We start from the raw sequence: 21,096 nt of genomic DNA, 5'->3' as shown, positions 1-21,096 counted from the left end.
ATGATCGAGCGCACCTTCCTTCTGCGCCATCCCTCCGTGATGGTCTTCATCGCGCTTCTGGCCCTGTTCACGGTCGGCGCGACAATCCTGTCGGAAGGCTTCGGCGTGGGCCTGATCTCGACCAGCTTCGTCAAGACGCTCGGCAAGACGCTGTGCCTGTGCCTGATCGCCATCGCCATGGATCTGGTCTGGGGTTACTGCGGCATTCTTTCGCTCGGCCATTTCGCCTTCTTCGGCCTTGGCGGCTACATGATCGGCATGTGGCTCATGTATGAGCGCACCAAGTCCATCGTCGTCGAGCAGCTCGGCGCCGCGCAACTGCCACCGACGCCCGAAGAGGTGCGCGAGGCGATCGGATCGCAGATCTTCGGCGTGGTCGGCGGATCGGAAATCCCGGCGATATGGATGTTTGCCGACAGCCTGATCATCCAGATCGCGCTCGTCGTTCTGGTGCCCGGCCTTCTGGCGCTGGTGTTCGGGTGGCTGGCGTTCCGCAGCCGCGTCACCGGTGTCTATCTCTCCATCCTGACGCAGGCGATGACGCTCGCGCTGTCGCTCTATCTGTTCCAGAACGATTCCGGCCTGCGCGGCAACAATGGCCTGTCGGGCCTGCAGAACATTCCGGGCGCGGAAAACCTCTCGCAGGATGTCATCTCCGTCTGGTTCCTGTGGGCGTCCGCCTTCGCGCTCGGTGCCGGCTATCTGTTCGCCGCCTGGATGGTCTCGGGCAAGTTCGGCAATGTCGTGCGCGGCATCCGCGACGACGAGGCGCGGGTGCGGTTCCTCGGATACAACGTCGAAGCCTACAAGCTGGTCGTCTTCACCGTCACCGCCGTGATCGCGGGCATTGCCGGCGCGCTTTACTATCCGCAGGCGGGCATCATCAATCCGGCGGAGATCGCACCCATCGCCTCGATTTATCTGGCCGTCTGGGTGGCGATCGGCGGGCGCGGTCGGCTCTATGGCGCGGTGATCGGCGCCGCGCTCGTTTCGCTCGTTTCCACCTGGTTCACATCCGGGCAGGTGCCGGACATTCCGCTGGGCTTTTACACAATCGAATGGGTCGACTGGTGGCTGGTGCTGCTCGGCTTCGGTTTCGTTCTGGTGACTTTGTTCGCACCGCAGGGCCTTGGCGGTCTGGTCGATGCGCTGGTGCGCAACCGGCAGGCCATCGCCGCGCCGCCGCCCACCCCGGCCAAATCGGCTGAAAAAGCAAGCGAGGCGGCATGAGCAGTCTTCTCGAAGTGGCCGGCGTCTCGGTCACGTTCGACGGTTTCAGGGCGATCAACGATCTGTCGTTCGAGATCGGGCGGGCGGAGTTGCGCGCCATCATCGGACCGAACGGCGCCGGCAAGACCACCTTCATGGACATCGTCACCGGCAAGACCCGGCCGGACGAGGGCCGCGTGGATTATGGCGAACCGCCCAGGAGCCTGTTGCGCATGAGCGAGAGCGAAATCGCCCGCGCCGGCATCGGTCGAAAGTTCCAGCGGCCCACCGTCTTCGAGCAGCAAAGCGTCCGCGACAATCTGATGATGGCGCTGAAAAACGACCGCAGCCCGTTCGGCGTGATGGCATGGCGCGCGGCGCGAACCGATATCGACAAGGTGGCGGACCTTGCCGAGGAAGTCGGCCTTGCCGATCATCTGGACCGGCCGGCCGGCGAGCTGGCGCACGGCCAGAAACAGTGGCTGGAGATCGGCATGCTGCTGGCGCAGGACCCCAGACTGCTGCTGGTCGACGAGCCCGCCGCCGGCATGACGCTGGGCGAACGCGAGCACACGACCGAACTTCTCAAACGCGCCGCCGAAACCCGTGCCGTCGTCGTCGTCGAGCACGACATGGAGTTCGTGCGGCGGCTCGGCTGCAAGGTGACGGTGCTGCACGAGGGTTCGGTTCTGGCCGAAGGCTCGCTCGACCATGTGACCGCCAACCAAGACGTGATCGACGTCTATCTGGGACGCTGAACCGATGCTTTCCGTTTCCGACCTGACCCTGCATTACGGCCAGTCGCAAATCCTCAATGGCGTCTCGTTCACCGCCGAAACAGGCCGCGTCACCTGCGTGATGGGCACCAATGGCGTCGGCAAGACCAGCCTTCTGAAAGCAATCGCCGGCGTTCACCCGCGCTCGGGCGGCGCGCTGTCGCTGGACGGCGAGACGATCGGCAAGGTGCCGGCGCATGTGCTCGCCGCCAAAGGCGTCGGCTATGTGCCGCAGGGGCGCGACATCTTCCCGCTTCTGACCGTGCGCGAGAACCTTGAGACCGGCTTTGCGACGCTGCCGCGCGGCGAACGGGCGGTGCCCGACGAGATTTACGAACTGTTCCCCGTGCTCAAGGAGATGGACGGACGGCGCGGCGGCGACCTGTCCGGCGGCCAGCAGCAGCAATTGAGCATCGGGCGGGCGCTGGTGACGCGGCCCAAGCTGCTGCTGCTGGACGAGCCGACCGAGGGCATCCAGCCCAACATCATCACGCAGATCGGCAAGGTGATCGACTATCTGCGCCAGCAGGGGCAGATGGCGATCGTGCTGGTCGAGCAGTATTTCGACTTCGCCTACGGGCTGGCGGACGAATTCGTCGTCATGGAACGCGGCGCGGTTACGCTGGCCGGCAGCCGTGACGCGGTCTCGCGCGACGCGCTTGTCGATGCCGTTTCGGTGTGACGGCCGATCCTTTTCGCGCCCGGCTCACCGGGCGGCGGTGGCCAGATCCAGAACCGATGCCTTGAGGACCGCCAGCCCTTGCTCGAGAACCTGCCTGTTCCCGGCATTCTTCTTGGCGTTGATGGCTGTCGAATAGACGAACCTGGCAATCGCATCGATCCCGCCGGGCGCGGATATTCGCGCAGCATGTCGCCGAACGCCTCGGCGGCGCAACGGCCGGCGTCAGGGAGCGCGGCCTGAAGCGCGGCAGCCGCCATATCGGCCACGGACCGTTGGTGATCAAAGGATCAGCTCTGGCTCATCCAGTCCCGATCCGCCTCCCTGATCCGGCCGCCATGCTTGTCGATCAACGCGATCGCCTCGTCCCGGCCGGCGCCGCGCGCCATCAAAATGGCACGCTTGACGTCGTAATCGCTGGCTTCGAGCGCGTCCCGCGCCGTCTGTTCGCTGCAGCCGACAATATCGCGCACGATGCCCAGCGCCCGGCTTCGCAGCTTGCGGTTGGTGACGCGCATGTCGATCATCCGCCCGCGATAGACCTTTCCCAGCCGCACCATCAGAGCGGTCGAGAAGATGTTGAGCGCAATCTTCTGGCTAGTGCCGGCCGCCAGCCGGGTCGATCCTGCAAGCGCTTCCGAACCGGTGTCCAGAAACACCGGCACATCGGCCTCAACAAGAACCGGCGTCCGCGCATTGTTGGCGATGCCGATGGTCAGGGCACCGCTCTGGTTGGCCGCCTTCAAGGCCGTGATCACGAACGGTGTCGTGCCGCTGGCGGCCAGACCGATGACGACGTCGTTCTCGTCAAGAGCGAGGTCGTCCACGGCGCGCGCCGCCGCCGCTTCATCGTCTTCGGCGCCCTCCTGCGCCTCGACGATGCTCGCCGAACCGCCGGCAACGAGGATATGAAGCCGCCCATCGGGCCAGTTGAATGTCGGGTTAAGTTCGACACCATCGAGCAGCGCAACGCGCCCGGACGTGCCCGCCCCGCAATAGACAAGACGCGCCTTCGGTTTTTCGAGCCGCGCAGCAGCAGACGAAACGGCGTCCATGATCTGCGTCTGCGCCGCTTTGACGGCATCGACCGCCTTGGCCTGGCTGCCCACCAGCGCGTCGAAGAGCGCGCCGTCACCCAAACTGTCCAGAAACGGCGAATCGACATCGTGCGCTTCGGTGTTCGGGCGATGTTCGCTGTTCGGTGACGGGGTCAAGGCCGGAAATCCTTATAATACCAAAACATGACCAATTAGCAGAAGGCCGGCTCCGATTTGTATTGCAAGACCGGCGAAATTCAACCCTCATTCAGCTCGTTTGCGATGCGTTGGCGGGAGCCGGACGGTCGATCCGGATTGAAGTGGACAATAATTGGATTTATCCGGTAATGGAGAGGTATGATCAAATGACGGGGTTGATTTGGACAAGCTGATCATCGCGGGCGGTCGCCCCTTTTCGGGCTCGATGCAGGTTGCCGGAGCCAAGAATGCCGCGCTTCCCATTCTGGCGGCATCGATGCTCGGCGGCGGCCAGGTGCGCCTGTCCAACCTGCCCGATGTCGGCGATGTCCGCTCCATGCTCGAACTGCTTGGCTTGTGCGGCGTCGAGACCGGCGATCCCGTCCATGGACGTATCGAATTCTCCACGGAGGCCCTGCGTGCCGCCGATGCCCCTTACGACATCATGCGCAAGATGCGCGCCTCGTTTCTGGTGCTGGCGCCGCTTCTCGTCCGGTTTGGCCGCGCCCGGATTTCGCGGCCGGGCGGCTGCGCCATCGGGACACGCCCGGTCGATCTGCACCTTGGCGCGTTGGAGGCGCTCGGCGCCCGTATCGATTTCGGCGGCGGCATCTATGACGTGCAGGCGCCCGAGGGATTGCGAGGGGCACGCATCGCGCTGCCTATGGCGTCGGTGGGTGCAACCCACACCGCGCTGATGGCGGCGGCCGGCGCGCGGGGCGAGACCGAGATCGTCAATGCGGCGCGCGAGCCCGAGATCGTCGATCTGGCGGCATTCCTCAACGGCCTGGGCGCGCGGGTCGAAGGCGCCGGAACATACAAGATCACGGTTCAGGGCACCGACAGCTGGAGCGACGTCAGCCACGCCATCGTGCCCGACCGGATCGAGGCGGCCAGCTATCTGATCGCCGCCGCCATGACCGGCGGTGAACTGGAGATCATCGGCGCGCGACTGGAACATCTGGGCGCTGCCTGCCAGATCCTCGAACAGGCCGGCATCGTCATCTACCCGTCCGACCGGGGGCTGATCGCCCGGCGCGGCGGCGCGCTGACGAGCGTTGACGTGGCAACCGAACCGTTTCCGGGTTTTCCGACCGATCTGCAGGCGCAGTTCATGGCCCTGATGTGCCTTGCCGACGGTGTTTCGGTGATCCGCGAGCGCGTCTTTGAATCGCGGTTCATGCATGTGCCGGAATTGCAGCGCATGGGCGCCGACATCCGCCATGACGGATCGACCGCCATCGTGACGGGCGTCGGCGAACTGCACGGCGCCCAGGTGATGGCCACCGATCTGCGCGCCTCCATGTCGCTGGTGCTCGCCGGTCTGGTCGCCAAGGGCGAAACGACCGTGCACCGGGTCTACCATCTCGATCGCGGTTTCGAAGACATTGAAGGCAAGCTGCGCCGGTGCGGCGCGGCCATCGAAAGGGTCGCCGAATGACGACGGCCAAAGTCGATGACGAAGCGCTGTTCATGGCGGTCGATGGCGGCGGCACGGGCTGCCGCGCGCGGCTGGAAACCGCAGACGGCAAGGTGATAGGCGGCGGGCTGGCCGGTCCGGCGGCAACGCGGTTCGGTGTCGAAGCGTCCTGGGCGGCGATTTCGACCGCCTTTTCAAACGCGCTGGACGAAGCAGGCATCGGCCGATCGGACGCGGGACACATTCATGCCGGCATCGGCGTCGCCGGCCTGTCGCGGCAAGGCGCGCGCGAGGCGCTGGAAGCGATGGAGCATCCGTTTGCGTCGGCGCATTTTGCGACAGACGGTGAGATCGCCTGTCTTGGCGCGCATGGCGGGCGCGACGGCGCAATCGTCATCGTCGGCACGGGAAGCTGCGGGCTGGCGCGCCTGTCGGGGCAGCTGATCAAGATCGGCGGCTATGGGTTTCCGATATCGGACGAGGGCAGCGGCGCCTATCTGGGGCTGCGCGTCGTCCGCGCCGCGATGATGGCCCATGACGGCCGGATGGCCATGACCGCGCTGCTCGGCGAGATCATGGGCCGTTTCGGCGACGATCCGGGCAATGCGGTCCAATGGATGGATCAGGCAACAGCAACCGACTACGCAGCCTTTGCGCCGATCGTCGTCCGCCATGCCGACGATGGCGATCCGGCGGCTCGGCGCATCATGCAGGACGCGGCCGCGGCGATCGAGACCATCGGTCGAACGCTTTTCGAACGGGGGGCCGAACGGCTGACGCTGATCGGCGGGCTGGCGAGCGTGATCGAGAGCTGGCTTGCGCCGGATCTGCGCCGCCGATTGAGCCCGCAGCTGGGCGACAGCCTGGACGGGGCCGCGATCCTTGCCGGACGGCCGGCAATCGGCCGGTGACGATGCAGAATGGACCGGACAATACGCAAAACGGCCATGAAGCGGCCGCGGCGCATACCGGGGAACAGGGGTAGGCTTTGAGCGATTATCCAGTCACGATCGACAAGATATTCCAGGACTACGGTCCGATCGACCAGAACAATCCGACGCCGCGCTACATCCAGTTGGCCAACCGGATTCGCGACCTGATCGAGAGCGGAAGCTGGAAGGCCGGCGACGCGCTGCCCTCGGAACGGACAATCGTCGGCGCGACCGGCCTTTCGCGGGTGACGGTGCGCAAGGGTCTCGAACTGCTCGTCAATGAGGGGCTTTTGTGTCAGCGCCACGGTTCGGGCACCTATGTCAGCAGCGAGGAAGACCGCATCGAGCAGTCGCTCGGAACCCTGACCGGGTTCAGCGAGGACATGCACTCGCTCGGCCATGTGCCGAGCGCCCGCTGGATCGAAAAGACCATCGACAATCCGTCGACCGAAGAGACGATGGTGCTGGGCCTTTCGCCGGGCGAGAAGGTTGCGCGCCTGCATCGTCTGCGGCTGGCGGACGGCGAACCGCTGGCGATCGAAATGGCCGTTGTGCCCGCCAGCATTCTGCCCGATATCGACGACATGCAGGATTCGCTCTATCAGACGCTGGCCGCACAGGGCGCGCTGCCCGAAAAGGCGCTGCAGCGCATGCATGCCTGCCGCCTGCCCGCATTCGAGGCGGAACTCCTCAAGTGCGAGGAAGGCGAGCCAGCGCTCCACATCGAGCGCCTGTCGCGTCTGCACAGCGGCCGGGTGATCGAGTTCACCCGCTCCTACTATCGGGGTGACCGCTACGATTTCATCGCCGAACTGACGCTTCCCGGCGCACGGCCAAAGACCATGCAGGGCAAACGCTGATGACAAGCCTGATGCAGCAGGAAACGCGGGCCATTCCCGCCCTCGTCGCTCAACAGATGCACGACCATCTGGCCACCTACGAAGGCTGTGCCGACCGGCTCGCGGCGTTCGATCCGGCCCTCGTCGTCACCATGGCGCGCGGCTCGTCGGACAATGCCGCGCTTTATTTCAAATATCTGTTCGAGCTGAAGACCGGCATACCGGTCGCCTCGGTCGGGCCCTCGATCGCCTCGGTCTACGAACGCGAATTGCGCCTTGATCGCGCCGCGTGCCTTTCGATCTCGCAATCCGGCAAAAGCCCCGACCTGGTGGCGTTCCAGAAGATGGCCGGCGATCAGCGGGCCCTGAACCTGGCGCTGGTCAACACGCTTGACAGCCCTTTGGCAGAAGGTGCCGACTGCCTGATGCCGGTTGCCTCGGGACCGGAGAAGTCCGTCGCGGCGACCAAATCCTTCGTCATGTCGCAGACCGCCATCGCCGCGCTGACGGCGCATGTCAGCCGGGACGACGGTCTGCTTGCCGCACTGGCGGATCTGCCGGACGCGCTGGACCGGGCCATCGGTTGCGACTGGCGCGATCTGGTCACACGGTTGAAGCCCGTTCACTCGCTTTACGTCATCGGGCGCGGGCCGGGACTTTCCATCGCCCAGGAAGCCGCGCTCAAGCTGAAGGAGACGTGCGAAAAACACGCGGAGAGCTACAGTTCCGCCGAGGTGCTGCACGGTCCCATCCAGTTGGCGGCCAGCGGCCTGGCAGCGCTCGTCTTCCTCAGCCGCGACGAGGCGCGGCAGGGCCTGATCGACGCGGTCCGACGCATGGCCGAAATGGGCATTGCCGTTTTCGTCGCCGATCCCGCCGGCGACCGGCCGCTGGACCTGCCGGGCGTTTCCTACCTGCCATGCGCCGCGGCTCCGCACCCGATGCTCGACTGCATCAGCCAGATCACGACCTTCTATGTTTTCGCGGAGCGGTTCGCATTCGATCTCGGTCTCGATCCGGATTCGCCCAAACTGCTCAAAAAGGTCACCGAGACGATATGAGCGGGCCGACCGTTTTCAGGGCAAGCGCGATTTTCGATGGATCGGTCGTCCATCGCGACCGCCAGCTGGTCGTCGAGGACGGCAGGGTCAAGGGTCTGGCCCCGCTGGCCGATACGCCGGCGCGCAGCCGGATCGTCGACACGGAGGCTGAATGGCTGTCGCCGGGATTTGTCGACTGGCAGGTCAATGGCGGCGGCGGCGTCCTGTTCAACGACAATCCCAGTCCCGAAGGTCTTGCACGGATCGCCGACGCCCACCGGTGTTTCGGGACGACCGCCCTGCTGCCGACCGTGATCACCGATGAGCCGGCGGTCACAAAGGCCGCGGCCGCAGCGGCCGCCGAGGCGACGCAACAGGGCGCACCGGGCATTGTCGGCATTCACTTCGAGGGCCCGCATATCTCGGTTGCGCGGAAAGGCGTCCACGATCCGCGCTTCATCCGGCCCATGGAGCGGGACGATTTGGCTTTGCTCCGTCGCCGGGATCTGGGCCGGATCGTTGCGACGGTCGCCCCGGAAAACGCCACGGTCGACGATGTCGCCGCGCTTGCACAGGCAGGAACGATCGTCAGCCTTGGCCATACGGCGACGGATCACGACACGGCCCGGCGCTATTTCTCGGCGGGGGCGCGCGCGGTCACGCATCTTTTCAACGCCATGGAGCCGCTGCACCACCGTCAGCCGGGCCTGATCGGGGCCGCGCTCGAAAACCCGGATATCTATTGCGGGCTGATCGCCGACGGCCACCATGTTCACCCGTCGGTCCTGTCGATGGTTTTCGCGGCGGGCCCGAAGACCCGGCTGACGCTGGTCACCGATGCGATGTCCTCGGTCGGCGACCCCTCCGACACGTTCGAGTTGAACGGCCGTATCGTCCACCGCAAGGGCGGGCGCCTGACCATCGAAGACGGCACGCTCGCCGGCTCCGATCTGGACATGATATCCGCCATCCGCTTTTCCGTGCGCGAGTGCGGCGTCGCCATGGTCGACGCCCTGCGCATGGCCACGTCGGTGCCGGCAAGCATGCTCGGGCTCGAGACGATCGGCTCGCTGCGGCCCGGCGCGCGCGCGGACATCGTTGCCCTGCACGACAGCCTCGATATCGCCCAGGTCCATATGGCCGGCGAACCCGACCCATAGGGCCGGCAAACGGGGTCGGCGCCTTGACGGCGCGTCAGTTCGGCGTCGTCACCGCCGGGTCGTCGGCGAAATGGCAGGCGCATGTGCGCGCCGGGAAATCGTCGCCCTCCAGAACGCGCAGCTCCGGGCTCGTGCGATCGCAGTCGGGCTGTTTCCAGTAACAGCGGGGATGAAACAGGCAGCCTTCGGGCCGGTGCGCGATGTTGGGCACATCGCCGGTCAGGACGATCCGTTCGGGCACGGCCGATTGCGCCAGTTCGCGTCCGGGAATGCGCGGCACAGCCGACAGCAGCGCCCGCGTGTAAGGATGGCGCGGCGCTTCGAAGATGGACTGCGAGGGCCCGTACTCGACCAGCTTGCCGAAATACATCACGCCGATCCGGTCGCTGACATGGCGGACGACCGACAGGTCGTGGCTGATGAAGATGATGGAAAGCCCGAGTTCGGCACGCAGCTTGGCCAGCAGATTGATGATTTGCGACTGGATCGAGACATCGAGCGCCGAGACGGCCTCGTCGGCGACGATGATCTTGGGGCTGATCGCCAGCGCGCGGGCGATGGCTATGCGTTGCCGCTGGCCTCCGGAAAACTGGTGCGGCAGACGCTCCATCGCGCTTTTGGGAAGGCCGACCAGATCGAGCAATTCGGCAATGCGCTCCCGACGGTTGGCGATCCCATGCACGATCAGCGGCTCGCCAACGATGGTGCCGACTGTGTGGCGCGGATTGAGCGAGCCGAACGGATCCTGGAAGACCATCTGGATGTCGCGCCGCGCCTGTTTGAGATCGCGCTTGCCGATCGTTGCGATGTCGCGGCCGCCATAGATGATCTCGCCGCTGGTCGGATCGTCCAGACGCATGATGGTGCGGCCGAGCGTGCTCTTGCCGCAGCCCGATTCGCCGACGATGCCCAGAATTTCACCTGCATCGAGGTCGAAGGAAATGCCGTCGAGCGCCAGCACCCTGCCGCCGGAGCCGGTTGGATAGTGCTTGACCAGATCGCGCACGGACAGGAGCGGGCTCATGATGCCGGGTTCCAGCAATAGCCGGCGTGGGCGCCGCGGCGCACCTCGGGCGGCGTTTCTGTCGCGCAAACGTCGATCGCAAAATTGCAGCGTCCGGCAAACGCGCAGCCTTTCGGCCGTTCCCCCGGCGGCGGCACCGCGCCCGGTATCGCCGGCAGGCGCGATCCCGGCGGATTGGCTGCGGGAATGGTCCCGATGAGCGCCTCCGTGTAGCGGTGGATCGGATTGCCGAACAGGTCGTCGACCGGCCCCTCCTCCGCGATCCTGCCGGCATACATGACCACCGCCCGGTCGCAGGTTTCCGCGATCACACCGAGGTCGTGCGTGACCATCACGCAGGCCATGCCGAAACGTTTGCGCATCTCGGCGATCAGGTCGAGAATCTGCGCCTGGATGGTCACGTCGAGTGCGGTCGTCGGCTCGTCGGCGATCAGGAGGGCCGGCTCGCAAGCCAGCGCAATCGCGATCATCACGCGCTGTCTCTGGCCGCCGGACAGTTGGAAGGGATAGCGCTGCAACTGCGCGTCTTCGCTGGGCAGGCCCACAAGGCCCAACAGCCGCTTGACCTCCGCCTTGCGCTCTCGGCCGGCCATCTTGCGATGGATTTCCAGCGCTTCGCCGATCTGCGCTCCGATGGTCATGATCGGATTGAGCGAGGTCATCGGCTCCTGGAAGATCATCGCCATGCGGTTTCCGCGAATGCGGTTCAGTTCCGTCTCGTCAAGATCGGCCATGTTGGTCTGCTCGAAGAGGATGCGGCCGCGCGACACCTTGACGGCGTGTTTCGGCAGCAGGCCGAGGACCGACAGGGCGGTGATCGTCTTTCCGCATCCCGATTCGCCCAGGAGACCGACCATTTCGCCCCTGTTGACGGTCAGACTGATGCCTTCCACCAGCACCGCCGAGCGGGTCGACAGATGGAGGTCTTCTATCGCCAGAAGCGGCTGGTCCTGGACGTCGGCGTTTGAACTATGCTGCACGAGAACGTAGGCTCCGGAACGGGTGGGACAGAGCGGCCTCAGCCGCTATCTGATTCCAACTCGTACGTTATTGGTTACATTGACAATGCTGACGAGGTGAGAAATGGTATTGAGGTGGACTATGTCACCAGCTTGGCCAGGGAATGTCAACAAAGGCGCAGCCACCGATACAGCCTTGGGAGCGAAACCGTCTTGGGAGAACGTCATATCATGAAAAGCCTTCGCACCTTCACATTGACATGCGGCGTGGCCGTGGCGGCCGTCGTTTCCGGTCCGGCATTGTCGGCGCCGCTGCAAGTGGCCGTCGAGCAATCGCCGTCCGGTCTCGATCCGCACATCGTCACAGCGTTTTCCTCATTCCAGATCATCGATGGCACCATCTATGAAGGGCTGACGGCGCTGGACAACGATCTGAACATCGTTCCGGGCCTGGCTTCGGAATGGCAGATTTCCGACGACAAGACGACCTATACCTTCACCCTGCGCGAGGGGGTGACCTTCCATGGCGGCGATGCGATGACGTCGGCGGATGTGGTCGCCAGCCTCAATCGCGTGCTTGCCGAAAACACCGGTTCACCGCTCGCCAGCCGTCTTGCCGCGGTCGACAGCATCGAGACACCCGATGACAGCACCGTGGTTCTCAACCTTTCGGCACCTTCTGCACCGCTCCTGTCCTCGCTGACCTCGATCGCCATCGTGCCGGCCAAGTATGAAGACGACACGGACTCGCTGCAAAGGGCGCCCGACGGCACCGGCCCGTTCAAGTTCGTCTCCTGGCAACCCGATGTCGCCATCACGCTGGAGGCCAATGCGGACTATTGGGACGAGGAACGGCCGGCGCTGGAGGGCGTGGTCTTCAACATCGTGCCGGAAGCGGCGACGCGCCAGGTCGGCCTGAATTCGGGCCAGTACCAGATGCTGCCCAACATTGACGGCGTGATGGCCCAGCAGTTCCAGGGCGCCGGCGGCGTCCAGTTGGAGGAGACGCTGGAACTGGCCTATTCGCTGATCGGCATCAACGTCTCGCGTCCGCCCTTCGACAACGCCAAGGTCCGCGAAGCGATCAACTACGCGATCAACCGCGACGACATCGTCGCCGCCGCCCTGTTCGGGGCCGGCGTGCCAGGCGGCCCGCTGTCGCCGGCGCTGACCAACTACGCCCTGCCGCTCGAAGAGTTCGGCTGCTTCACCCCGTCCGCGGACAAGGCCAGAGCGCTGTTGGAGGAAGCCGGTATCGAAACGCCGATCGAGGCGACGCTGCTGGTGCTGCCGCGCGACAGCACCAAGGGTATCGCCCAGGTGGTCCAGCAGCAATTGGCGGCGATCGGCATCGATCTCGAGCTCGACATTCCCGAGATCGGTCAGTTCGTCCAGAACTGGCGGAATTCGGAGTTCGACATGTTCGTGTCCCTCAATTCGGGGACGATCGAGCCCGACGATTATTTCTACCGCACCTTCCGCACAGGCGGCTCGACCAACGTGTTCAAATATTCGAACGAAACCCTCGATGCCCTGCTCGATGCCGGACGCGAGGAGACCGATACCGCCAAACGGCAGGAGATCTATGCGGACGCGCAGCGGGAACTGGCCTGCCAGGGTCCGGCCGCTTTTCTGACCTACGGCCAGCTCTACACGGCGATGCGCGACAATGTGGACGGCTATTCGATCAGCCCCACCCGTTCGATGCGGTCGCTGGGCGGCACGTCGGTCACCGAATAACGAGTACGGACGGATTGGCGGAACGGTGCACACGTTCCGCCAAGGCCGCCCGCTCCGCCTTTGCGGTATGATGACAGTCCATGGTGTTGCTGAAACGACTGCGTGACCGGCTGATCGATCTGGCGATCGTCATTTTCGGCGTCTCCATTCTCGTCTTCGGCTTCATCCGCATGATCCCCGGGGACGCCGTCGCTATCATGCTCGGCGCCAATGCCGAGGTGACGCCGGAACGGATTGCCGCCATCCGCACCCGGCTGGGCCTCGACCTGCCGATCCACGAGCAATATTTCGTCTGGGTGTCGAATGTGCTGCGCGGCGATTTCGGCGTGTCGATCTGGACGGGCAGGCCGGTGATCGAGGAGATCGGCCATCATGTTTGGCCGACCCTGCAGCTCACCCTGCTGGCGCTTCTGACGGCGATCGTTCTCGCAATTCCCCTCGGCATCCTGATGGCCAACATAAGGGGCAGGCGTGGCGAAGCCTTTGTCCAGGCGGGCTCGGTCATCGGGCTGACGGTGCCGCCCTTCTGGCTGGGGATCATCATGATCCTGGTGCTGTCGACGGTGGCGCCGAGCCTCCAGATGCTGGGCTATGTGCCGTTCACGACCGATCCGATCGGCAACATACAACGCCTGATATTGCCCGCCTTCGCGCTGAGCCTGCCGATCATGGCAAACCTGGCGCGCCTTTTGCGCTCGACGCTGCTCGAAGCCATGCAACAGGACTATATCCGCACCGCCCGCGCCAAGGGCGTGCCGGCGCGCCGCATCCTCTATCGCCACGCGCTGCGCAACGCCATCATCCCGTTCGTGACCAGCGTCGGCATCATGGCGGGCTATCTTCTGAGCGGCGCGATCGTGATCGAACAGGTGTTCGCCATTCCCGGTCTCGGCCGCCTGATCCTCGGCGCCATCGCCGAGCGCAACTACCCGCTGCTGCAGGCAGCAATCCTGCTGGTGACGTGCAGCTTCGTGCTGATCAACTTCCTGGTCGACATCGTCTACACGCTGATCGACCCGAGGATCACGGAATGAGCGGCGGCACCATCGAACGTCCGGCCGAGCAGCCCGTGCCAACCCATCCGGCGCGGCGGTTCACCCTGCCCGAGCCGAGCCTTTACAATCTGTCGCTCGGCATGATCATTCTCATCACGATCGTGGCCGTGGCGGCGCCGTGGATCGCGCCCTACGATCCGCTCGAACAGGACATCATCCAGCGCCTGAAGGGCCCTTCGGCGGCGCACTGGCTGGGCACCGACCAGCTGGGCCGCGATCTGTTGTCCCGGATCATGCACGGCCTGCGCGCATCCCTTGCCATCTCGGCGGGGGCTGTCGGTGTGGCCCTCGTCTTCGGCAGCATTCTGGGGCTGCTGGCGGCCTATTATCGCGGCTGGACGGAACGCATCATCATGCGGCTGATGGACGTGCTGTTCGCGTTTCCGGTCATGCTGCTGGCCATCGGCGTGATCGCGCTGCTGGGACCGGGCAGTTTTCCGACGGCGGCGGCGATCGCCATCGTCTACACGCCCATATTCGCCCGTTTGCTGCGCGCGCCCGCACTGGTGGTCGCATCGAGCGACTATGTGCTCAGCGCACGGTCGATCGGCGCGTCGGACCTGCGCATCATCGTCTTCCACATCCTGCCCAACCTTGCGAGCGTGATCCTCGTCCAGGTCAGCCTTCTGTTGTCCTCGGCGATCCTGGTCGAAGCGTCCCTGTCGTTTCTCGGGCTGGGGACACAGCCGCCGGTGCCATCGCTCGGCATGATGCTGTCGGAGGGCCGCAACTTCCTGTTTCTTGCGCCCTGGGCGGCGATTTTTTCCGGGCTCGCCATTCTGATCGTCGCCTTCGCGCTGAACCTGTTCGGCGACGCGCTGCGCGACAACCTCGATCCGCGGCTGCGCCAAAGCTGATCCGGCGCACGGGATCGTCGGACGGGGCAAATGCACCCGTCGGACGGCCGGTTCAGCCTGCCGCCACGTGGCTTGCCAGTTTTCCGCCCGTCTGCGGCGTCTTGACGCCCGTCGTCAGCGGGTAGCTATAGGGCATCTGGCGCATCGAACGGATCGCCAGAAACGCAAAGCACTCGGCCTCGACGGCATCGCCGCGCAGGCCGACATCCTCGGCCAGGAGGATCTCGCATCCGGTGCGCTTGGCCATTTCGCGCATCATGGTGGGGTTTTTGCGCCCGCCGCCGCACACGATGATCCGCGTGGGCCGCTTGGGCAGCAGATCCAGCCCCTTGCCGACCGAACCGGCGGTGAAGGCGGTGAGCGTCGCCGCACCGTCCTCAAGGCGCAGCCCGTCGGCCATCGACGCCAGAAAATCGAACCGGTCCAGCGATTTGGGGAACGCCGCCGAAAGATAAGGGTGCTCCAACAGGCTCTTTAGCCGGTCCTCGTCGACCGAGCCGGCGGCGGCGATCCTGCCGTCGACATCCATGTCGGCGCCAGAATGGGCCGAGACCCAGTCATTGACCGGCGCATTGGCCGGCCCGGTGTCGAACGCCATCATCTCGTCGCCGTCGCACCAGGTGATGTTGGCGACACCGCCCAGATTGAGGATCGCCGTGTCGTTGCGCGCGTCGATCTTGCGCAGCATGGCCTTGTGATAGATGGCGGACAGGGGCGCGCCCTGGCCGCCGGCCTCCATGTCGGCCGAACGGAAGTCGTAGACGACGTCGGTGCCGATGATCGAGGCCATCATCGCGCCGTCGCCAAGCTGCCGGGTGCGGCCGCGATGGCCGTTCTCAGGCGCCGCATGCAGAACGGTCTGGCCATGAAAGCCGACCGCCGCGATGTCCGCCGCCTGGTAGCCATGTTTGGCCAGGAAGCGATTGACCGCCTCCGACTGCGCCCGGGTCAAGGCGATCTCGGCCTCGCGGAAGATCTCCGGTTCCGGGCCGGAAAACCGCCATTGCAGGGCCGCCTGGAAGGTCTCTCGCAGCAACGAGCGTATGTCGGTCGGATAGGGCGCCAGTTCCCATGGACCGAACGCATCGATCGTCTCGCCGTCGGTCTTGATCATTGCGATGTCGATGAACCCGTCGAGAACGGTGCCGGTCATCAGGCCGATTGCCCAGGCAGGCTGCATGTTGGACGTCTCCTTGGTCAGGCGGCAGCGCTTTGGGCCGGCGGCGCCAGGTGCTGCGGGAAGATGGAGCCCGCCGGCTGGCGGCGGAAACTGTGGAGGGCGGCTGTCGAGCCGGCATCGCCGGACAGGCTGCAGTGGAAGGAAAATGCGCCGCGGCGATGCCGGCGATCATCCCTGCCCGTCACATCGTCGCGGAACCCGTCTTGAGGCATGTCTTCGGTCAATCGCCGCTCACTGGTATTTAAAAGGTATGATATGTCTTGGATCGAAATCTGGCAATCGGTTTCGCCATGCAAACATCGGCGTCACGCAACACAGACAACGCAGCCCCCGATCCGGGACGTTTGATGGAGATCGACGGACCCGGTTGCCGGCGCGAAGCGGAAGATCGCGACCGCGCCGCGGGACGCGCCTGCACTGTCGAGCGGATTGCGCGGCAGCCAAGCGCCGCGATCCACCGTTTCGCGCGATGCAGCGATGCCGCCTGCGGCTGAGGCGGAGAGTTCGGGAGAAACTTCGAACCCGGCCTCCGCAAGCGCACGACCGTGCGCCGGCCGGTCAGGCCGCCTCCGCGGAGCCAGCGAACGCAATGAGCTTGGCGTGAGCGAAACAATGGCGGAGAGGAAGGGATTCGAACCCTCGAGACGGTTTTGCCGCCTACTCCCTTAGCAGGGGAGCGCCTTCGACCACTCGGCCACCTCTCCGTTCGGGCGTTTTCGAGGATTTCCGGCGATTTTGCAACCGCCCCCGATGCAGTTTCGTGCGGCCTGCCACGGCGCGCGGCAGGATCAAACCGGCGGGTGCTGGCCAAATCCGACGCGATCGGTTCTGTCGGGCGCCCTCGCCCCGCCTTCCAGGCTCAAAGGACAGGTGGTGACGGAGCGCTGACCGATGCTTACCAAGCCGCGCAACGCCCGCTTACCGGGGCGCGAAAATCTGCTATCAGCGGCGCCACCCGACCCGCAGGAGCGCCAGCCATGCCGCCACACCCCAATCCGCTCGTCGATGCCCTGCCGGCGACGATCCCTTTCGTTGCGCCCGAGCGCACCGAGCGCGAGACCGGCACGGCATTTGAGGCGCGGCTGGGCGCCAATGAGGGCAATTTCGGCGCGGCGCCGGCGGCGACCGCGGCGATGGCCCGGGCGGCGCGCGAGGCGGTCCGGAACTATCCGGACCCCGAAAGCTGGGCGCTGCGCGAGGCGCTGGCAACCCGTCTCGGCGTCGCCTTGGAGGAGATCGTCGTCGGGCCGGGCATTGACGGTCTTCTCGGGCTTATCGTGCGCATCTTTGCGCGCGAAGGCGACAAAATCGTCACCTCGCTCGGCGCCTATCCGACCTTCAACTATCATGTGGCTGGCTATGGCCGTCGGCTGGCGACCGTGCCCTATCGCGACGACCGGGAAGACCTCGATGCGCTCGCCGCCACGGCGCGCGCCGAAAACGCGGCGATCGTCTATGTCTCCAACCCGGACAATCCGATGGGGACATGGTGGGACGCCGCCGCGATCGACGCGTTCTGCGATGCCGTGCCCGAACGAACGCTGATCGTTTTGGACGAAGCCTATGGCGAGACAGCGCCGGCGGGCACGCTGCCGCCCATCAACACCGCACGGCCCAACCTGATCCGGCTGCGCACTTTTTCAAAGGCCTATGGGCTGGCGGGCCTGCGCTGCGGCTATGCGTTCGGCACCAAGGCGCTGATCGCCCCGTTCGACAAGGTGCGCGATCATTTCGGCGTTAACGTGATGGCGCAGGCCGCCGCCCTCGCCTCGCTGGGCGACCGCGACTGGCTGGCCGGCACGCTGGGCAAGATCGCGGCGGCCCGCGACGAGATCGCGCGGATCGGGGGCGACAACGGGCTCACCGCCCTGCCCTCGGCAACCAATTTCGTCACGCTCGATTGCGGGCGCGACGGCGACCATGCCATGGCGGTTCTGAAGGGGCTGATGGCCGGCGGGGTTTTCGTGCGCAAGCCGATGGCGCCGGTGCTCGACCGGTGTATCCGCGTCAGCGTCGGCCGGCCTGAAGAGCTGGCGCATTTCGCCACGACGCTGCCGATAGCGCTTGCCCAAGCGCGCGGCGATGCTTGATCGCAAACGGCAAATCGGCGAGGGCTTGGTTCAAGGCCGGCTTCGGCGGGCACGAGCATGGATGCTGACAGCGTGACCGATACACATCAGGAGCCGGACGGCGACAGCACGGATGAAGCCGACCGCCAGGCGATGATCATGATCCGGCCCAGCCGGCACACGCTGCCCGAGGACATCTTCGCCATTTCGATCGGCGTGGCGCTGGTCTCGTTCGGCGTCTTTCTGTTCCAGCAGGCCGAACTGGTCGTTTCCGGCGTTGCCGGCATCGCGCTGACCATCTCCTATGCGACCGGGCTGGATTTCTCCGCCCTGTTCTTTGCGCTCAACCTGCCGTTTTACGCGCTGGCCGTACGCGGCATGGGCTGGCGGTTCGTGATCAAGACGTTCTGCGCCATCGCGCTGATGAGCGTTCTGGTACGCTACTACCCGGTTCTGATCACCATCGAGACGCTGGAGCCGGGGTTTGCCGCGCTGATCGGCGGGATCATGATCGGGCTGGGGCTTCTGGCGCTGTTCCGCCACGGCGCGGGGCTCGGCGGCATCAACATCCTGGTCTACTGGCTGCAATCGGCGCGCGGCATGCGCGCCGGCTATGTCCAGCTCGGCATTGACGCGCTGATCCTGGCCGGCGCCGCGCTCGTCATCGGATGGCAGGGCATCGTGTGGTCGGTGGCCGGCGCGGTGATGTTCAACCTGATCCTGGGCGTCAACCACAAGCCGGGCCGCTATGTCGGCGTGAACTGACGGTACCGGTAATAAAACTCAGCTCTTTCATGCTATGATTTCCGTAGAAGACGCAGTCGAGTTCTTTGGGCCGGTCAGTTCGCAAATCTAAGCTTGATTAGGATCACGATGTCGAGGCGAGCCGGAAAGACTGTCGCAACCGCTGAATGCTTGCCCGACGGCCTTGAAGCTCTTCGCAAGGAGTTAACTCTGGCCGAAGTAATGCATCTAATAGAGAAAACGGCTCGATGGGTTGATCCCGCGACCTTTGCCTATCTGCCGGTTTGGTATCCCGAGCACGCCCGCCGAGCCCTGTTCTACAAGTCAAACTGGACTGAGCCGCAGATGAACCGCAATCGGCAGACCGGGCTCAGCGTCCATAAGTCAGAAGGCAATATTAATGCTAACAAGGCTCTGACAAAGGCGTTGGGCCTTCGTGGAAAGCAGCGGCCAAACTGGTCATGTTGCCATATCTGGGGTTTGGACGACGACCGCTATCAGTCATCCAACGAAGTCGTCCAGGATCATCGATTCTTTTCCTGCGTTGCCAACATGGTGTTGCTGCCAACACCGTTGAAGGCGTTCACCGATGCCATGATCGAGGTAAAGACGATGCTGCGTGTTTGCGCGCTTCACCTTTACGGTTGGTTATGCGAGCACGAGGCCGTTTCAAACACCGGTGCGCAGATTGCAAGCTGGTCCGACTGGGATGACTATCCGGTCAGTTGGCCCAAGCCAGATAAACCGGCTTTGCCGTCTGGGACGGTCCCCTTCTCAGATCGCATAAAGAACGCCGCCGACAAGCGAAAAGCGACAATCCGGAGAGACTTGGAACAGGCCGGTCCGCACTATCCCCGAAAACAGGTGCAAGCCGTGCTGGATTTCTGGAACATCGCTCTCTGAGCACGTGTTCGCCGGAAACAAACCCAATCGCTTCCTTGCGGCCAATTTATGAGACCTTATGAGCAAGAAGGCCGCGCGCTCACACCCCAAGAGCGCGCGGCCTGTCAGCGGAACCCCCGTTGCAACCGGTCGCTTGCCCCCCGCAAACCGGTGCCCCACCCGCCGATGTCTTTTCGAAGCCGGCCGTCGGGCCGGCACCACCGCTCAATGGCGGGTCATCCACTCACGCGCTTCGCGCAGCGCCTTGGCCAGTTCGGCCTTGTTCATGGTTTCGGCGATCTCGGCGCGCAGGGCGCCGGCTCGCGGCGAGCCCTTGATGGCCGCGATGTTGAACCATTTGTGCGCGGCAACCAGATCGGCGTCGCCATTGCGGCCCGTCGCGCAAGCCAGGCCCATCTCGAACAAGATGTCTGCGTTGGCGCCGGCGCCCATCCCGGCAAAGTCGGCGTTTTCCATTTCAAGGCGTGCCATGTCGACCCCCTATTGCGTGTCCCTGTTTCGTCCCCGAGCCCTTTGTCGTCCCGGCGTTTTGATGGGTGGAGGATGCCGGCAAGGCTTCAACGGCTGGCAAACAAGTGTCCTTAATGGCGCGCAAACGAAACAAAAACAGGGGGTAAATTCAACCGCGCGTTAACATGTCAAATAGCTGATTTTGCTTGGCAAACCGGGGATTTTCACACATCGTTCACAGTTGGCGCGGAAAGCAATCGCTAACCGTGGCAGCGGGTCGATGCGGGAGGGACGCGGTTTTTGCCGGTCCATGAAGCGACCGATCCGCCCGCCGGAACGCTACCGACTCCCGTCAAAACCCGTTTACTTTTACGTGTGCGTCAATAATAGTGCACGCGAACGGTCCTTGAACCGTGCATGATTGGGAGGAACCTCATGAAGACATCTCTGCTTGCGCTGGCGGTCGCCGTCACCATGACCGCAACGCCCGCTCTTGCCGACGCCATTGTCGGCACCTGGCGCACAGGAAGCGGCGAAACCGCGCGAATCGCGGAGTGCGGGAGTGCATTCTGCATCACCCTTCAGACCGGAACCTATGCAGGCCAGCAGATTGGCCGCGTCTCCCTCAGCGGCAACCGCTACGTCGGCAACATCACCGACCCGGCAGAAGGGCGCCAATACAAGGGACGTGCCCGCCTTTCGGGTAACACGCTCAACATGACAGGTTGCTTTGGTGTTTGCACTCCCATCACAAGCCGGACCGAGGCGTGGAAACGCCAGTAACCGGACCCGATCGGCCTCCCCGAACCGGACGGGGAGGCCCCA

The 21,096-nt window shown here is 64.6% G+C and carries 22 protein-coding genes and 1 tRNA gene; 16 read left to right on the top strand and 7 right to left on the bottom strand.

The features are described from left to right. From urtC to urtE, 3 genes are read left to right on the top strand one after another with little or no spacing between them, the layout of a single operon-like run. Window positions 1-1,230 carry an urea ABC transporter permease subunit UrtC gene (gene urtC, locus DEM25_RS10915; RefSeq protein WP_196780354.1) on the top strand — a complete coding sequence of 410 codons (1,230 nt, stop codon included), beginning with the start codon at window positions 1-3 and terminating at the stop codon, window positions 1,228-1,230. Next, window positions 1,227-1,967 (top strand): urea ABC transporter ATP-binding protein UrtD, encoded by a 741-nt coding sequence (urtD, locus tag DEM25_RS10910; protein ID WP_109767241.1) that lies wholly within the window; start codon window positions 1,227-1,229, stop codon window positions 1,965-1,967. The genes urtC and urtD overlap by 4 nt, the downstream gene beginning before the upstream one ends. Before the next feature lie 4 nt (window positions 1,968-1,971). Next, the gene (gene urtE / locus DEM25_RS10905; RefSeq protein ID WP_109767242.1) at window positions 1,972-2,667 is read left to right on the top strand and encodes an urea ABC transporter ATP-binding subunit UrtE; all 696 of its coding nucleotides are present in this window, start codon (window positions 1,972-1,974) and stop codon (window positions 2,665-2,667) included. 287 nt (window positions 2,668-2,954) lie between these two features. Here the strand turns inward: urtE and DEM25_RS10895 are convergent, their stop codons facing one another. Further along, window positions 2,955-3,878 (bottom strand): N-acetylmuramic acid 6-phosphate etherase, encoded by a 924-nt coding sequence (locus tag DEM25_RS10895; RefSeq protein ID WP_109767244.1) that lies wholly within the window; start codon window positions 3,876-3,878, stop codon window positions 2,955-2,957. Between the two features lie 202 nt (window positions 3,879-4,080). On the opposite strand from DEM25_RS10895, the gene murA reads away from it, so the two are divergent. From murA to nagA, 5 genes are all read left to right on the top strand, one after another. Further along, window positions 4,081-5,340, top strand: coding sequence for a UDP-N-acetylglucosamine 1-carboxyvinyltransferase (gene murA / locus DEM25_RS10890; RefSeq protein WP_109767245.1), 1,260 nt, complete (start codon window positions 4,081-4,083; stop codon window positions 5,338-5,340). Beyond that, window positions 5,337-6,230, top strand: coding sequence for a glucosamine kinase nucleotide-binding domain-containing protein (locus DEM25_RS10885; RefSeq protein WP_109767246.1), 894 nt, complete (start codon window positions 5,337-5,339; stop codon window positions 6,228-6,230). The genes murA and DEM25_RS10885 overlap by 4 nt, the downstream gene beginning before the upstream one ends. Before the next feature lie 77 nt (window positions 6,231-6,307). After that, on the top strand, window positions 6,308-7,111 hold the full coding sequence (locus DEM25_RS10880) for a GntR family transcriptional regulator (RefSeq protein WP_245412873.1): 804 nt from the start codon (window positions 6,308-6,310) through the stop codon (window positions 7,109-7,111). Next, complete coding sequence (locus DEM25_RS10875; protein ID WP_109767247.1) at window positions 7,111-8,151, top strand: SIS domain-containing protein; 1,041 nt, start codon at window positions 7,111-7,113, stop codon at window positions 8,149-8,151. Before DEM25_RS10880 ends, DEM25_RS10875 begins: the two co-directional genes overlap by 1 nt. Further along, a complete protein-coding gene (gene nagA / locus DEM25_RS10870; protein ID WP_109767248.1) occupies window positions 8,148-9,290 on the top strand; it encodes an N-acetylglucosamine-6-phosphate deacetylase in 1,143 nt (380 codons plus the stop codon). The genes DEM25_RS10875 and nagA overlap by 4 nt, the downstream gene beginning before the upstream one ends. Window positions 9,291-9,324: 34 nt before the next feature. On the opposite strand, the gene DEM25_RS10865 is transcribed toward nagA, so the two are convergent. Continuing rightward, the gene (locus DEM25_RS10865; protein ID WP_439650678.1) at window positions 9,325-10,317 is read right to left on the bottom strand and encodes an ABC transporter ATP-binding protein; all 993 of its coding nucleotides are present in this window, start codon (window positions 10,315-10,317) and stop codon (window positions 9,325-9,327) included. Further along, a complete protein-coding gene (locus tag DEM25_RS10860) occupies window positions 10,311-11,294 on the bottom strand; it encodes an ABC transporter ATP-binding protein (RefSeq protein WP_109767249.1) in 984 nt (327 codons plus the stop codon). Before DEM25_RS10860 ends, DEM25_RS10865 begins: the two co-directional genes overlap by 7 nt. A 210-nt stretch (window positions 11,295-11,504) precedes the next feature. Here DEM25_RS10860 and DEM25_RS10855 point away from each other — a divergent pair, with 210 nt between their 5' ends. The 3 genes from DEM25_RS10855 to DEM25_RS10845 all read left to right on the top strand — a co-directional run bounded on the left by DEM25_RS10855 (window position 11,505) and on the right by DEM25_RS10845 (window position 14,925). Further along, a complete protein-coding gene (locus tag DEM25_RS10855) occupies window positions 11,505-13,013 on the top strand; it encodes an ABC transporter substrate-binding protein (protein WP_109767250.1) in 1,509 nt (502 codons plus the stop codon). A gap of 80 nt (window positions 13,014-13,093) precedes the next feature. Further along, window positions 13,094-14,047, top strand: coding sequence for an ABC transporter permease (locus DEM25_RS10850; RefSeq protein WP_245412872.1), 954 nt, complete (start codon window positions 13,094-13,096; stop codon window positions 14,045-14,047). Further along, a complete protein-coding gene (locus DEM25_RS10845; RefSeq protein ID WP_109767251.1) occupies window positions 14,044-14,925 on the top strand; it encodes an ABC transporter permease in 882 nt (293 codons plus the stop codon). The genes DEM25_RS10850 and DEM25_RS10845 overlap by 4 nt, the downstream gene beginning before the upstream one ends. Before the next feature lie 52 nt (window positions 14,926-14,977). Here DEM25_RS10845 and DEM25_RS10840 read toward each other — a convergent pair whose 3' ends face one another. Together DEM25_RS10840 and DEM25_RS10835 are read right to left on the bottom strand one after the other, a co-directional pair. After that, window positions 14,978-16,105, bottom strand: coding sequence for an anhydro-N-acetylmuramic acid kinase (locus DEM25_RS10840; RefSeq protein ID WP_109767252.1), 1,128 nt, complete (start codon window positions 16,103-16,105; stop codon window positions 14,978-14,980). Window positions 16,106-16,122: 17 nt separating this feature from the next. Next, the gene (locus tag DEM25_RS10835; protein WP_147393312.1) at window positions 16,123-16,401 is read right to left on the bottom strand and encodes a hypothetical protein; all 279 of its coding nucleotides are present in this window, start codon (window positions 16,399-16,401) and stop codon (window positions 16,123-16,125) included. 51 nt (window positions 16,402-16,452) lie between these two features. Between DEM25_RS10835 and DEM25_RS17945 the strand changes: the two genes are divergently transcribed. After that, window positions 16,453-16,599 (top strand): hypothetical protein, encoded by a 147-nt coding sequence (locus DEM25_RS17945; protein WP_196780353.1) that lies wholly within the window; start codon window positions 16,453-16,455, stop codon window positions 16,597-16,599. Between the two features lie 119 nt (window positions 16,600-16,718). Here the strand turns inward: DEM25_RS17945 and DEM25_RS10830 are convergent. Beyond that, window positions 16,719-16,809, bottom strand: a tRNA-Ser gene (locus DEM25_RS10830). A 273-nt stretch (window positions 16,810-17,082) separates the two neighbouring features. Between DEM25_RS10830 and DEM25_RS10825 the strand changes: the two genes are divergently transcribed. The 3 genes from DEM25_RS10825 (at window position 17,083) to DEM25_RS10815 (ending at window position 19,821) form a co-directional block, all read left to right on the top strand. Continuing rightward, window positions 17,083-18,195 (top strand): pyridoxal phosphate-dependent aminotransferase, encoded by a 1,113-nt coding sequence (locus DEM25_RS10825; protein ID WP_109767255.1) that lies wholly within the window; start codon window positions 17,083-17,085, stop codon window positions 18,193-18,195. A gap of 57 nt (window positions 18,196-18,252) precedes the next feature. Beyond that, window positions 18,253-18,939, top strand: coding sequence for a YitT family protein (locus DEM25_RS10820; RefSeq protein WP_109767256.1), 687 nt, complete (start codon window positions 18,253-18,255; stop codon window positions 18,937-18,939). Between the two features lie 150 nt (window positions 18,940-19,089). Beyond that, entirely contained in the window at window positions 19,090-19,821 is a 732-nt protein-coding gene (locus tag DEM25_RS10815; RefSeq protein WP_245412871.1) for a hypothetical protein, read from the top strand. 204 nt (window positions 19,822-20,025) lie between these two features. Here the strand turns inward: DEM25_RS10815 and DEM25_RS10810 are convergent, their stop codons facing one another. Further along, entirely contained in the window at window positions 20,026-20,292 is a 267-nt protein-coding gene (locus DEM25_RS10810; RefSeq protein WP_109767258.1) for a sel1 repeat family protein, read from the bottom strand. Between the two features lie 414 nt (window positions 20,293-20,706). Between DEM25_RS10810 and DEM25_RS10805 the strand changes: the two genes are divergently transcribed. Next, on the top strand, window positions 20,707-21,054 hold the full coding sequence (locus tag DEM25_RS10805) for a DUF2147 domain-containing protein (RefSeq protein WP_109767259.1): 348 nt from the start codon (window positions 20,707-20,709) through the stop codon (window positions 21,052-21,054). The last annotated feature ends 42 nt before the right edge of the window (window positions 21,055-21,096 follow it).

The organism is Oceaniradius stylonematis (assembly GCF_003149475.2).
Taxonomy (GTDB): domain Bacteria; phylum Pseudomonadota; class Alphaproteobacteria; order Rhizobiales; family Rhizobiaceae; genus Roseitalea; species Roseitalea stylonematis.
Note: the sequence above shows the minus strand (reverse complement) of the source record. Positions and strands in the feature narration are given on the sequence as shown.

Coding starts and splice junctions, on each gene's coding strand:
- urtC (WP_196780354.1), top strand. CDS start 1: ATGATCGAGCGCACCTTCCTTCTGCGCCATCCCTCCGTGATGGTCTTC.
- urtD (WP_109767241.1), top strand. CDS start 1,227: ATGAGCAGTCTTCTCGAAGTGGCCGGCGTCTCGGTCACGTTCGACGGT.
- urtE (WP_109767242.1), top strand. CDS start 1,972: ATGCTTTCCGTTTCCGACCTGACCCTGCATTACGGCCAGTCGCAAATC.
- DEM25_RS10885 (WP_109767246.1), top strand. CDS start 5,337: ATGACGACGGCCAAAGTCGATGACGAAGCGCTGTTCATGGCGGTCGAT.
- DEM25_RS10875 (WP_109767247.1), top strand. CDS start 7,111: ATGACAAGCCTGATGCAGCAGGAAACGCGGGCCATTCCCGCCCTCGTC.
- nagA (WP_109767248.1), top strand. CDS start 8,148: ATGAGCGGGCCGACCGTTTTCAGGGCAAGCGCGATTTTCGATGGATCG.
- DEM25_RS10855 (WP_109767250.1), top strand. CDS start 11,505: ATGAAAAGCCTTCGCACCTTCACATTGACATGCGGCGTGGCCGTGGCG.
- DEM25_RS10850 (WP_245412872.1), top strand. CDS start 13,094: ATGGTGTTGCTGAAACGACTGCGTGACCGGCTGATCGATCTGGCGATC.
- DEM25_RS10845 (WP_109767251.1), top strand. CDS start 14,044: ATGAGCGGCGGCACCATCGAACGTCCGGCCGAGCAGCCCGTGCCAACC.
- DEM25_RS10840 (WP_109767252.1), bottom strand. CDS start 16,105: ATGCAGCCTGCCTGGGCAATCGGCCTGATGACCGGCACCGTTCTCGAC.
- DEM25_RS17945 (WP_196780353.1), top strand. CDS start 16,453: ATGGAGATCGACGGACCCGGTTGCCGGCGCGAAGCGGAAGATCGCGAC.
- DEM25_RS10825 (WP_109767255.1), top strand. CDS start 17,083: ATGCCGCCACACCCCAATCCGCTCGTCGATGCCCTGCCGGCGACGATC.
- DEM25_RS10820 (WP_109767256.1), top strand. CDS start 18,253: ATGGATGCTGACAGCGTGACCGATACACATCAGGAGCCGGACGGCGAC.
- DEM25_RS10810 (WP_109767258.1), bottom strand. CDS start 20,292: ATGGCACGCCTTGAAATGGAAAACGCCGACTTTGCCGGGATGGGCGCC.
- DEM25_RS10805 (WP_109767259.1), top strand. CDS start 20,707: ATGAAGACATCTCTGCTTGCGCTGGCGGTCGCCGTCACCATGACCGCA.